10 protein-coding genes are annotated in these 12,374 nt (G+C 71.9%); 4 read left to right on the top strand and 6 right to left on the bottom strand.

Going from position 1 to position 12,374, the window contains the following annotated elements:
• Positions 1 to 58: 58 nt before the first annotated feature.
• Both ABT084_RS09215 and ABT084_RS09210 read left to right on the top strand, forming a co-directional pair.
• Entirely contained in the window at positions 59 to 1,675 is a 1,617-nt protein-coding gene (locus ABT084_RS09215) for an ABC transporter permease (protein WP_351040103.1), read from the top strand.
• A complete protein-coding gene (locus tag ABT084_RS09210) occupies positions 1,675 to 2,712 on the top strand; it encodes an ABC transporter ATP-binding protein (RefSeq protein ID WP_351039940.1) in 1,038 nt (345 codons plus the stop codon). The genes ABT084_RS09215 and ABT084_RS09210 overlap by 1 nt, the downstream gene beginning before the upstream one ends.
• A gap of 620 nt (positions 2,713 to 3,332) precedes the next feature.
• Here ABT084_RS09210 and ABT084_RS09205 read toward each other — a convergent pair.
• The 6 genes from ABT084_RS09205 to ABT084_RS09180 form a co-directional block, all read right to left on the bottom strand.
• A complete protein-coding gene (locus ABT084_RS09205; RefSeq protein WP_351039937.1) occupies positions 3,333 to 4,235 on the bottom strand; it encodes a DMT family protein in 903 nt (300 codons plus the stop codon).
• 33 nt (positions 4,236 to 4,268) lie between these two features.
• The gene (locus ABT084_RS09200; protein WP_351039934.1) at positions 4,269 to 5,414 is read right to left on the bottom strand and encodes an LOG family protein; all 1,146 of its coding nucleotides are present in this window, start codon (positions 5,412 to 5,414) and stop codon (positions 4,269 to 4,271) included.
• Between the two features lie 26 nt (positions 5,415 to 5,440).
• Entirely contained in the window at positions 5,441 to 6,520 is a 1,080-nt protein-coding gene (locus ABT084_RS09195) for a hypothetical protein (RefSeq protein ID WP_351039931.1), read from the bottom strand.
• The gene (locus tag ABT084_RS09190) at positions 6,502 to 7,332 is read right to left on the bottom strand and encodes an ABC transporter ATP-binding protein (RefSeq protein WP_351039928.1); all 831 of its coding nucleotides are present in this window, start codon (positions 7,330 to 7,332) and stop codon (positions 6,502 to 6,504) included. The genes ABT084_RS09195 and ABT084_RS09190 overlap by 19 nt, the downstream gene beginning before the upstream one ends.
• 170 nt (positions 7,333 to 7,502) lie before the next feature.
• A complete protein-coding gene (locus ABT084_RS09185; RefSeq protein ID WP_351039925.1) occupies positions 7,503 to 8,882 on the bottom strand; it encodes an aspartate aminotransferase family protein in 1,380 nt (459 codons plus the stop codon).
• The gene (locus ABT084_RS09180; RefSeq protein ID WP_037791052.1) at positions 8,867 to 9,370 is read right to left on the bottom strand and encodes an Lrp/AsnC family transcriptional regulator; all 504 of its coding nucleotides are present in this window, start codon (positions 9,368 to 9,370) and stop codon (positions 8,867 to 8,869) included. Before ABT084_RS09180 ends, ABT084_RS09185 begins: the two co-directional genes overlap by 16 nt.
• Positions 9,371 to 9,539: 169 nt before the next feature.
• On the opposite strand from ABT084_RS09180, the gene ABT084_RS09175 reads away from it, so the two are divergent.
• Positions 9,540 to 10,979: a gamma-aminobutyraldehyde dehydrogenase gene (locus tag ABT084_RS09175; RefSeq protein WP_351039921.1), complete on the top strand. Its 1,440-nt coding sequence runs from the start codon at positions 9,540 to 9,542 to the stop codon at positions 10,977 to 10,979.
• A 99-nt stretch (positions 10,980 to 11,078) separates the two neighbouring features.
• Positions 11,079 to 12,257: a polyamine ABC transporter substrate-binding protein gene (locus ABT084_RS09170; protein WP_351039918.1), complete on the top strand. Its 1,179-nt coding sequence runs from the start codon at positions 11,079 to 11,081 to the stop codon at positions 12,255 to 12,257.
• The last annotated feature ends 117 nt before the right edge of the window (positions 12,258 to 12,374 follow it).

Below are 12,374 nucleotides of genomic sequence, written 5' to 3'. Positions count from 1 at the left end.
GGGCGCGGCGCCGGGCCCCGGCGGGGGGCGCCGGGGGGTCGCGGTGCGGCTCGCCCTGATGGCGGTACCCCTCGTCTTCTTCGCCCTCTTCTTCGCCTATCCGGTCGCCGCGATCGTCGGCCGCGGGCTCAAGAACGACGACGGCTGGCAGTTCGGCCGGATCGGCGAGGTGCTCGCCCGGCCCGACATCGGCGACGTCCTGTGGTTCACCACCTGGCAGGCGCTGGCCTCCACCGCGCTGACCCTGCTGATCGCGCTGCCCGGCGCGTACGTCTTCGCGCGCTTCGAGTTCCCCGGCAAGCAGCTGCTGCGGGCGGTCGTCACCGTTCCGTTCGTGCTGCCCACGGTGGTCGTCGGCACCGCCTTCCTGGCCCTGGTCGGCCGCGGCGGAATGCTGGACGAGCTGTGGGGCGTACGGCTGGACACCACCGTCTGGGCCATCCTGCTCGCCCACGTCTTCTTCAACTACGCCGTGGTGATCCGCACGGTCGGCGGCCTGTGGGCGCAGCTCGATCCGCGCCAGGAAGAGGCCGCCCGGGTGCTCGGCGCGGGACGGTTCGCCGCCTGGCGCCGGGTGACCCTGCCCGCGCTGGGCCCGGCCGTCGCCGCGGCCGCCCTGATGGTGTTCCTGTTCACCTTCACCTCCTTCGGCGTCGTGCAGATCCTCGGCGGACCGGCGTACTCCACCCTGGAAGTGGAGGTCTACCGCCAGACGGCGCAGCTCCTGGACCTGCCGACCGCCGCCGTCCTGACCATGGTGCAGTTCGTGGCCGTCGGCGCGGTCCTCGCCGTCCACGCCTGGACCGTGCGCAAGCGGGAGACGGCCCTGCGGCTCGTCGATCCCGCGCGGACCGCGCAGCGGCCGCGCGGCGCGGGGCAGCGGATGCTGCTCGGCTCGGTGCTCCTGACGGTGGCCCTGCTGATCGCGGCGCCGCTCGCGGTGCTGGTGGAACGGTCCTTCGACGCGCCCGGCGGGTACGGGCTCGGCTTCTACCGGGCCCTGCAGGACGTGGGCGCCGGGGGCGGAACCTTCCTGGTGCCGCCGCTGGAGGCGATCTGGAACTCGCTCCAGTACGCCGTCGCCGCCACCGCCATCGCCCTGGTCATCGGGGGGCTCGCGGCCGCGGCGCTCACCCGGCGCGGGGGCCGCTTCGTGCGCGGGTTCGACGCGCTGCTGATGCTTCCGCTGGGCGTGTCCGCCGTGACCGTCGGTTTCGGCTTCCTGATCACCCTGGACGAGCCGCCGCTCGATCTGCGGACGTCGTGGATCCTGGTGCCGCTGGCCCAGGCACTGGTCGGCGTCCCCTTCGTCGTACGCACCATGCTGCCGGTCCTGCGCGCGGTGGACGGGCGGCTGCGCGAGGCCGCGGCCGTGCTCGGGGCGTCGCCGCTGCGGGCCTGGCGGGAGGTGGACCTGCCGCTGGTGCGGCGGGCGCTGCTGATCGCGGCCGGATTCGCCTTCGCGGTCTCGCTCGGCGAGTTCGGGGCGACCGTCTTCATCGCCCGCCCCGACCACCCGACGCTGCCCGTGGCCGTGGCGCGGCTGCTGGGGCGCGCGGGCGAGATGAACTACGGGCAGGCGATGGCCCTGAGCACGATCCTGATGCTGGTGTGCGCGGTGTCCCTGCTGGTGCTGGAGCGACTGCGCCCCGACAAGACCTCCGGAGAGTTCTGATGACCCTGCTGGAACTGAGCGGAGTCTCGGTGCGCTTCGGCGAGCGGGCGGTCGTGGACGCGGTGGACCTGGCGGTCGCCGAGCACGAGACCGTGTGTGTGCTGGGGCCCAGCGGGAGCGGCAAGTCCACGCTGCTGCGGGTGGTCGCCGGGCTCCAGGCGACCGCCGCCGGGCGGGTGCTGCTCGGTGGCGAGGATCAGGGCGGGGTGCCGGTGCACCGGCGCGGGGTGGGCCTGATGTTCCAGGACCACCAGCTCTTCCCGCACCGGGACGTCGGCGGGAACGTGGCCTTCGGGCTGCGGATGCGGGGTGCGGCGCGGTCGTCGTACGAGGCCCGGGTGGCCGAGCTGCTGGAGCTGGTCGGGCTCCCGGGTGCGCAGCGCCGGGCCGTGGCCTCCCTGTCCGGCGGTGAGCAGCAGCGGGTGGCGCTGGCCCGGGCGCTGGCGCCCTCGCCGCGGCTGCTGATGCTCGACGAGCCGCTCGGGCAGCTGGACCGGGGGCTGCGGGAGCGGCTGGTCGTCGAGCTGCGGGGACTGTTCTCGCGGCTCGGTACGACCGTGCTGGCCGTGACCCACGACCAGGGGGAGGCCTTCGCGCTGGCCGACCGGGTGGTCGTCATGCGGGACGGGCGCATCGCGCAGGCCGGGACGCCGCTGGAGGTCTGGCAGCGGCCGGCGTCGGAGTTCGTGGCGCGATTCCTCGGCTTCGAGAACGTCGTCTCGGCGGTGGTGTCGGGGGGCGTGGCCGACACCGTGTGGGGCAGGATCCCGGTTCCGGCCGGGTCGCCGGAGGGGCCTTGCCGGGTGCTGGTCCGGCCGGCGGGTGTGGTGCCGGGGAGTGTGGTGCCGGGGGGTGTGGGGCTGCCGTGCGTGGTGGAGGGCCGGACCTTTCGGGGGACGCATGTGGCCCTGCTGCTGCGGGGGGTGGCGGGGCCGGTGCTGGAGGCCGAGTGCGCGCTGGCGGGGGCCCCGGCGCGGGGCGACCGCGTGGCGGTCACCTTCACCCCGTCCGAGGTGGTGGTCCTCCCGCCGGAGTAGCCGCCTCGCCCGCCCCCGGCCCGCGCCCGGGCGCGCCTCAATCGCCGGCGGGGCCGGCGGGGCCGGGGTGGGGCGCCGCCCGGCTCGGCAGCGGGGCGGGGGTGTGGCTGGCCTGGGCTGGTCGCCTGCGGCTGGGCCTGCCCTCCGGGGGCGCCTCAAACGCCGGCGGGGCTGGATTGGGTTGCCCGGGTTGGCAGCGTGCTGGTGCGTGGTGTGCCTGGGGCGGTAGCGGGGGTGGGGTGTGCGGGCCTGGGGCGGTGGCCTGCGGCTGGGTGTGCCCTCCGGGGGCGCCTCAAACGCCGGCGGGGCTGGATTGGGTTGCCCGGGTTGGCAGAGTGCTGGGGTGGGCCCGGGCCTCAATCAGCCTGCCCGGCGTTTGAGGGCCCGCCGGAGGCGACGTCAGCTTGCGTGGCGATTGAGCCTGCCAGCGGCCAGGTGCCAGATTCAGCCCGCCCGGCGTTTGAGGGCTCGCCGGAGGCGACGTCGGGCAGGGTGGTGATTGAGTCGGCAGGCGGCCAGGTGCCAGATTCAGCCTGCCCGGCGATTGAGGGCTCGCCGGAGGCGGGGTACGGCGGAGCGGGGTGGGGCCGGGCGGGTGGGGGGCCCGCCCGGGCCGGGGGTCAGGGGACCGGGACCGGGGTGGCGGCGGTTTCCGGGGCCGGGGTGTCGTGGTTTCCGTACCAGGCCACGGCCACCGCACCCGCCACCGCCAGGGCGAAGCCCAGGACGGCCAGCCACGCCAGCCCGGGACGGGACGCGTCCCCGAGCCACAGGACACCGATCGCCCCCGGCAGCACGGTCTCGCCGACGACCAGCGCCGCCGTCGCCCCGTTCACGGAGCCGATCTGCAGGGCGACCGTGTGCAGGTACATGCCCCCGGTGCCGGCGAGGAGGATCGCGTACAGCGCCGGGTCGGCCAGCAGCGCGTCCAGCGCGAAGGGCCCGACGCCGTCGAGGATCCGTACGCCCACCCCCATCGCGCCGAAGGCGAGCCCCGACAGCAGACCCGCCAGGATCGCGGCCCGCCCGCCGAGGAACCGTACGGCCACCGTCCCGCCGACGATGATCAGCGCGGTCACCGCCAGCAGCCACCAGTGCGTCGCCGCCGGGGCGTAGTGCCCGCCCTCGTGCCCCGCGGCGGTCGCCAGCAGCACCAGCGCGCCGCAGACGACACCGATCGAGGTCCACTCCTTGCGGGTCAGCCGGATGCCGAGCATCTTGACGCTCAGCACGGCGGTGATCACCAGGTTGGCGCTGATGACCGTCTGGGACAGGAACAGCGGCAGCAGCCTCGCGGCCAGCGCGCCGAGCCCGAAGCCCAGGAAGTCCAGGATCGTGCCGACGATGAACTCCCAGGTCATCGCGGCCTTCGCGGTGGAGGCGAGGTTCGGGCCGCCGTGCTGGGTGACCCCCGCGCCGGCAGCGGAACTCCGGGCCGCCTTGCGGGATCCCACGGCTTGCAGGACGGATCCCGTGCCGTAACAGATGGACGCCGCGACAGCGGTCAACAGGCCTATGAGCACAGAGGGCTCCGTTCACGTCTGGCAGGTTTTTGCTTACCTATTACCTATGCCAGACGACGGAACGGCCCCTGGAGTTGCCTCGTACGGCTCACCGAATGACGCGAGCACCGCGGGAACCTCGTCGACGGAGTCGACCAGCGCGATCCGGGCCTCCATCGGACGGCCCGCGGCCAGGGCCTGCAGCAGCGGCCACGCCGGCAGCCGCTCGGTCCAGTGCGCGCGGTCGACCAGGACCATCGGGGCGGGCTCGCCGTGGGACCCGTAGTAGTTCGGGGTGGCGGCGTCGAAGATCTCCTGGACCGTGCCGGCCGCGCCCGGCAGGAACACCACGCCCGCGTTGGACCGGGCCAGCAGGCCGTCCTCGCGGACGGCGTTCGCGAAGTACTTCGCGATGTGACCGGCGAAGGGGTTCGGCGGCTCGTGACCGTAGAACCAGGTCGGAATGCCCACCGAGTCGCCGCCGCCGGGCCAGCGTTCCCGCACGGCGAAGGCCGCCCGCGCCCAGTCGGACACCGAGGGGACGAAGGACGGAGCCTTGGCCAGCATGTCCAGGGCCTCCGCGAGGGCGTCGTCGGCCGCCGGAGCCAGGTACGCGCCGAGGTTGGCCGCCTCCATCGCGCCCGGGCCGCCACCGGTGGCCACGGTCAGACCGGTCCGCGCCAGAGCGCGGCCGAGGCGCGCCGCGCCCGCGTAGTCCGCGCCGCCGCGGGCCATGGCGTGGCCGCCCATGACGCCCACCACGCGCGCGCCCCTCAGGTGCTCGTCCAGCGCGTCCGAGATGGCGTCGTCGTGGATGGACCGCAGCATGGAGGAGAAGACGTCGCCGTCGGCCTTCGTCTCCTGGAACCAGGAGTACGCCTCGGCGTCCGGGGTGGCCTCGTATCCGGAAGGGAGCGAGGCGAACAGCTCCTCCGGGGTGTAGAGCAGCCCCCGGTACGGGTTGAACGGCAGGTCGGGCACCGGGGGGAAGACCAGGGCTCCGTCGGCGCGCACCTTCGCGGCCGCGTCCGGCTCCATGGGGCAGCCGAGGAAGACGGCCGCCGAGGTGTCGGCCGACAGCAGGGCCAGGGTCCGTTCCAGCAGATTGACCGACTGGATGCGGTAGCCGCTCAGGTCGCCGCGGGCGACGACCTGGTCGAATTCGGCGAGGGTCTCGATCTCGATGTCCGGGTAAGCCATTTCGCCCACCCTAAGGGCTGTACCGGTCAGCGGGTCAAAGCCAGCACCGTCAGCTGCGCCACACCCCAGCTGAGCGGGGCGCAGACGGCGAGGAGCGCGACGGCCCGCAGGACCACGGCGCCGCGCAGGACGCCGGCCGCCCCGCCCAGGCCGCGCAGGGTCTCGCGGGCCCCCGCCCGGGCCTGGCGGATCTCGACGGCCGTGGTCAGCAGGGTCGCGGCCGCGCAGGCGCCGACCAGCGCGGCCGTCGGCCCGGTCAGCGGCCCCAGCGGCACGTGCAGCCCGCCGCTCCCGCGCAGGGCCAGGGCGGTCAGGGCGCCCGCCGCCACCGCGCACAGCACGCCGAGGGGACGGCCGACCCGGGGCGCCTCCTCCTGGAGGGTCCGCCCGGCGAGGAGCCGCAGCGCTCCGGGGCGCACCGCCTGGACGAGGGCTCCGCAGGCGTAGGCCAGGCCAGGCCCGGCCAGGGACAGCCCGACCGCGGTCAGCGCCCAGCCCGTGAGCATCCCGGGCCCGCCGGGGCCCGCGTAGGCCTCGACGGCCAGTCCGCAGGCGGTGAGTGAGATGCCCCACGGCAGCTCGGCCTGCGGGGTACGGGGCCCCCGGGCCCCGGGCCGCAGGGCGAGGGCGGCCGACGCCGAGGCGATGAGCGGCACCAGCGCGAGCAGGGTCAGCGCCGCGGCGACCGGGACCGGCTGGTCCGCGTGCAGCAGCGAGGCCCCGGCGCCGTCGAAGGGCAGGCCGGAGACCTCCCCGCGCAGGTGCAGGAAGACGGCCAGCGCGAGCGCGCTGCCCAGGGCGCAGGCGATGGCGGTGGAGATCGCCGCGACGAGCCCGCGCCGTACGGGCCCCAGCCCGGCCGCGTCCATCCCCTCGCGGGGCCGGGTCGCGGGGTCCGTACGGGCCACCGCGACGGCGAAGTGCACGGTCGTGGCGAGCGGTACGAGGGTCCACAGCAGCCGGGGGAACGATCCGGCAGGCCCGGCGAGCGCCCCGGCCAGCACGTACAGCAGCAGGAACCCGGTCCCGGCGGAGGCGGCCGCGACCAGCAGGCGGCGGAACTGGACGAGCGGCCGGGAGCCCCGGGTCAGGCGGAGAGCGAGCACGCGCCCTGGCCTTCCGCCTCGGTCGGCAGCCCGGGGTCCGCCGCGCCGGGGTCCGTGCCCGAGTCCGTACCCGTGTCGGCGCCGGCTCCGGTGTCCGTGTCCGCGTCGGGGTCCATGGCTCCGTCGGCGGAGGTGCCCGGGGCCGGACGCCCGTCGAGGAGGGCCACCCGGCGGTCGGCGGCCCCGGCGGTCCGCTCGTCGTGGGTGGCCAGCAGCACGGTGATCTCGTGCGAGCGGGCGGCGGTGGTGAGGGTACGCAGGAGGGTGGCCTGCTCGGCGCGGTGCAGCGGGGCCGTCGGCTCGTCCGCGAAGATCACGGAGGGCTCGCCGACGAGGGCCCGCGCCAGCGCGACCCGCTGCGACTCGGCGCGGGTCAGGGCGGCGGGACGCTTGCGGGCGAAGGCGCCGATGTCGAGCCGGTCCAGCCATTCGCAGGCGGCGTGCTTGGCGGCACGGTGCGAGGCGCCCGAGAGGAGCAGCGGCAGCGCCGCGTTCTCCCACACCTTCAGCTCGGGCAGCAGCCCGGGCTCGGGGCCGATCCAGCCGAACCGGTCGCGGCGCAGCCGTTCCCGGGCCAGCGCTCCCATGGTGTGCACGGGAACGCCGTCGAACCAGACCTCGCCCTGTTCGGGCACGAGCCGCCCGGCCAGGCAGCGCAGCAGGGTGGTCTTGCCGCTGCCGCGGGGTCCCGTGACGGCGACGATCTCGCCCTGGCGGACGCCGACCGAGACACCGATGAGGCCGGGCGAACCGCTGTGGGAGTAGTGCAGGGAGCGTGCCCAGAGCACGTCGTTGTCCGGTGGAGCAACCATGGCGTACACCTCCGTCCGGGGGAACGAAGCGGAGCCCGCTTGGTCACTGGCACCGCAATGAGATGTAAAGAGACGAACGACTTGGTCGGCTACAGCACACGGCCCGGACCTTCCGTTCTCACTCGAACGGAGGATCCGGGCCGTGGGGACCGGCGGAGCCGGGAACCGGTCTAGAGCTTGGTCCACGCCTCGGTGAGGACCGAGCGCAGGATGCCCTCGATCTCGTCGAAGGTGCCCTGGTCGGCGATCAGCGGCGGGGCCAGCTGGATGACCGGGTCGCCGCGGTCGTCGGCACGGCAGTACAGGCCGTTCTCGAAGAGCGCCTTGGAGAGGAAGCCGTAGAGCACGCGCTCCGTCTCCTCGTCCGTGAAGGACTCCTTGGTGTTCTTGTCCTTGACCAGCTCGATGCCGTAGAAGAAGCCGTTGCCGCGGACGTCACCGACGATCGGCAGGTCGTGCAGCTTCTTCAGGGTCGAGAAGAAGGCGTCCTCGTGGTCCAGCACGTGCTGGTTGAGGCCCTCCTTGTCGAAGATGTCGAGGTTGGCCAGGGCCACCGCCGAGGAGACCGGGTGGCCACCGAAGGTGTAGCCGTGCAGGAAGGTGTTGTCACCCTTGTAGAACGGCTCGGCGAGCTTGTCCGAGATGATGCAGGCACCGATCGGGGAGTAGCCCGAGGTCATGCCCTTGGCGCAGGTGATCATGTCCGGGATGTAGTCGAACTTGTCACAGGCGAACATCGTGCCGAGACGGCCGAAGGCGCAGATCGTCTCGTCGGAGACGAGCAGCACGTCGTACTGGTCGCAGATCTCGCGGACGCGCTGGAAGTAGCCGGGCGGCGGCGGGAAGCAGCCACCGGCGTTCTGTACCGGCTCGAGGAAGACGGCGGCGACGGTGTCCGCGCCCTCGAACAGGATCTCCTGCTCGATCTGGTCGGCGCACCAGCGGCCGTAGGCCTCCGGGTCGTCGCCGTGGATCGGGGCGCGGTAGATGTTGGTGTTGACCACCTTGTGCGCGCCGGGGACCAGCGGCTCGAAGGGGGCCTTGAGGGCCGGCAGACCGGTGATGGACAGGGCGCCCTGCGGGGTGCCGTGATAGGCCACCGCACGCGAGATGACCTTGTACTTGGTGTGCTTGCCCTGCAGCTTGAAGTACTGCTTGGCGAGCTTCCAGGCGGTCTCGACGGCCTCGCCGCCACCCGTGGTGAAGAAGACCTTGTTCAGGTCGCCGGGGGCGTAGTGGGCGAGGCGCTCGGCCAGCTCGACGGCCTTGGGGTGCGCGTACGACCAGATGGGGAAGAACGCGAGTTCCTGGGCCTGCTTGTAGGCGACCTCGGCCAGTTCCTTGCGGCCGTGACCGGCGTTGACCACGAACAGTCCGGCGAGACCGTCCAGGTAGCGCTTGCCCTTGTCGTCCCAGATGTAGGTGCCCTCGCCCCGGACGATGGTGGGGACGGGCGCGTTCTCGTAGGACGACATGCGGGTGAAGTGCATCCACAGGTGGTCGTACGCGGTCTTGGAGAGGTCCTGGCTCACGGTTATCGGGTTCCCCACATGTAGGTCTGCTTCTTCAGCTTCAGGTAAACGAAGCTTTCGGTGGATCGCACGCCGGGGAGCGCGCGGATCTTCTTGTTGATCGTGTCGAGCAGGTGGTCGTCGTCCTCGCAGACGATCTCCACCATCAGATCGAAGGAGCCCGCGGTCATCACCACGTACTCGCACTCGGCCATCGCTGTCAGCGCGTCGGCCACCGGATCGAGGTCCCCCTCGACATTGATGCCGACCATCGCCTGACGTCGCAGACCCACGGTGAGGGGGTCGGTGACGGCCACGATCTGCATGACGCCCTGGTCGAGCAGCTTCTGTACGCGCTGGCGCACAGCGGCTTCGGACAGGCCGACGGCCTTGCCGATCGCTGCGTAGGGACGGCGTCCGTCCTCCTGCAGTTGCTCGATGATCGCCAGGGACACAGCATCGACCGAAGGGGACGGTTGTCTGTTCCTGGAATCTGCGCTTCGACTGACCACGACCTCACTGTGCACGAGGAGTCGTCTGTTCCGCAAGCGGTAACCGATGTAATTCGTTGTTAGAGGTCTCGGATTACGCGGATTTCGCAGTTCGTGGCCGCTGGCTCTGTCGAAAGCGTCTCCCGAGGAGCTAGGCTGGGGTTTTGTCTCAACCATTGGACATGTGATCAGGAGAGTGGCCGTAGTGACCAGCGAACTGCGTCGTCTGCGCAACTACATCGGCGGGGAGTTCAAGGACGCCGCCGACGGGCGGACCACCGAGGTCGTCAACCCCGCCACGGGCGAGGTGTACGCCACCGCCCCGCTGTCCGGGCAGGACGACGTCGACGCCGCCATGGCAGCCGCCGCGGCCGCCTTCCCGGGCTGGCGCGACACCACCCCCGCCGAGCGCCAGAAGGCCCTCCTCAAGATCGCGGACGCCTTCGAGGCGCGCGCGGAGGAGCTGGTGGCCACCGAGTCCGAGAACACCGGCAAGCCGCTGGGCCTCACGGCCAGCGAGGAGCTGCCGCCGATGGTGGACCAGATCCGCTTCTTCGCCGGCGCCGCCCGTCTGCTCGAGGGCCGCTCGGCCGGCGAGTACATGGAGGGCATGACCTCCATCGTGCGCCGCGAGCCGGTCGGCGTCTGCGCCCAGGTCGCGCCGTGGAACTACCCGATGATGATGGCCGTGTGGAAGTTCGCCCCGGCCATCGCCGCGGGCAACACCGTGGTCCTCAAGCCCTCGGACACCACCCCGGCCTCGACGATCCTGATGGCCGAGATCATCGACTCGATCCTGCCCAAGGGCGTCTTCAACGTCGTGTGCGGCGACCGCGAGACCGGCAGGGCGATGGTCGAGCACAGCACCCCGGCGATGGCCTCCATCACCGGCTCGGTGCGCGCGGGCATGCAGGTCGCGGAGAGCGCGGCCAAGGACGTCAAGCGCGTACACCTGGAGCTGGGCGGCAAGGCTCCGGTCGTCGTCTTCGAGGACGCCGACATCGCCAAGGCCGCCGAGGACATCGCGGTCGCGGGCTTCTTCAACGCGGGCCAGGACTGCACCGCGGCCACCCGCGTCCTCGTCCACGAGTCGATCCACGACGAGTTCGTCGCGGCGCTCGCCAAGAACGCGGCCGACACCAAGACCGGCCAGCCGGACGACGAGGACGTGCTCTACGGCCCGCTGAACAACCCGAACCAGCTGAAGCAGGTCGCGGGCTTCATCGAGCGCCTCCCCGCGCACGCCAAGGTCGAGGCGGGCGGCCACCAGGTCGGCGAGAAGGGCTACTTCTACGCCCCGACCGTGGTCTCGGGCCTTCAGCAGGACGACGAGATCATCCAGAACGAGGTCTTCGGCCCGGTCATCACCGTCCAGTCCTTCACGGACGAGGCGCAGGCCCTGGACTACGCGAACGGCGTCGAGTTCGCCCTCGCCTCCTCGGTGTGGACCAAGAACCACGGCCGCGCGATGCGCATGTCCAAGAACCTGGACTTCGGCTGCGTGTGGATCAACACCCACATCCCGCTGGTCGCCGAGATGCCCCACGGCGGCTACAAGAAGTCCGGCTACGGCAAGGACCTCTCCGCCTACGGCTTCGAGGACTACACCCGGATCAAGCACGTGATGACGTCGCTCGACGGCTGATCCCGCGGCGGCGCATCGATCACCGCCGTTCGCTCAGGGGGTGGGCAGTAGACAACATGTCTATTGCCCGCCCCTTCGCCGTTCGCCCAGTCTGTGCGCATGCCTGAACTCGCTCTCTCCCGCCGCGCGGCGCTGCGCGGCCTCGGTGCCGCGGGCCTGCTGGCCGGCCTCGTCGGCTGTGGTGTGCCCGCCGCTTATGTCCCGGAGGGCCGACGGGAAGGCACGGACCGGTCCGCTGAGGACCGGAGCCTGGCCTTCGCCAACTGGCCGCTCTACATCGACACCGACGAGGAGGACGAGACCCGGCGCCCGACGCTGGACGCGTTCTCGAAGCGGACCGGGATCGAGGTGAAGTACACCGAGGAGATCAACGACAACGACGAGTTCTTCGGCAAGGTCAGCCCGGCCCTGATGAACCACCAGGAGACCGGCCGCGACCTGATCGTGGTCAGCGACTGGATGGCGGCACGGTTCGTGCGGCTGGGCTGGGCCCAGACCATGAACCGCGCGGCGCAGCCGAACGTGGCGAAGTACCTCGACCCGCAGCTGCGCTCCCCGGCCTTCGATCAGGGCCGCCTGCACACGGTTCCCTGGCAGTGCGGGATCACCGGCATCGCCTACAACCGCAAGGCGCTGGGCCGGGAGATCAAGTCCACCAAGGATCTGTGGCACCCCGACCTGGCGGGCAAGGTGACGCTCTTCTCCGGGCTGGACGAGTCCTTCTCCCTGCTGATGCAGGGCAACGGCGTGGACGTCACGCGGTGGACCGAGCCGGACTTCCACCGCATGTGCGACCAGGTGGAGGAGATGGTCCGCAAGAAGCACATCCGCCGCTTCACCGGCAACGACTACACGTCGGACCTCAGCAAGGGCGATGTGCTCGCCTGCCAGGCCTACTCGGGCGACGCCATCCAGCTCCAGGCCGACAACCCCGACATCGCGTTCGTGGTGCCGGAGGAGGGTGCCGAGCTGTGGGCGGAGAGCCTGATGATCCCCAACCTCGCCCGCCACAAGGCCAGCGCCGAGGCCCTCGTCGACCACTACTACCAGCCCGAGATCGCCGCCGAACTGGCCGCCTCCGTCAACTACGTCTGCCCGGTCCCCGCGGCCCGCGAGGTGATGGCCGCGTCCGGCGACAAGGACACCGCCGAACTGGCGGAGAACCCGCTGATCTTCCCCGACGACGAGATGCGCAAGCGGCTCGTCGTGGCCCGGGACATCGCGACGGCGGAGCGGCGGTCCTTCGCGAAGCGCTGGAACGCCATCGTCGGTCTCTGAGCGCCGCGGGGCGCGGTCACGGGCACGATGACAGTCACGGTCACAGTCACGGTCCGGCCACAGAACTGAACATGTTCAGGGATTTTTGCTGAACGCGTTCAGAATTCGGCGTACGCT

This window comes from Streptomyces sp. NPDC002138 (genome assembly GCF_040296485.1).
In the GTDB taxonomy this organism is placed as follows: domain Bacteria; phylum Actinomycetota; class Actinomycetes; order Streptomycetales; family Streptomycetaceae; genus Streptomyces.
The sequence above is the reverse complement of the archived record's forward strand: the minus strand, read 5'-3'. Positions and strand labels throughout refer to the sequence as shown.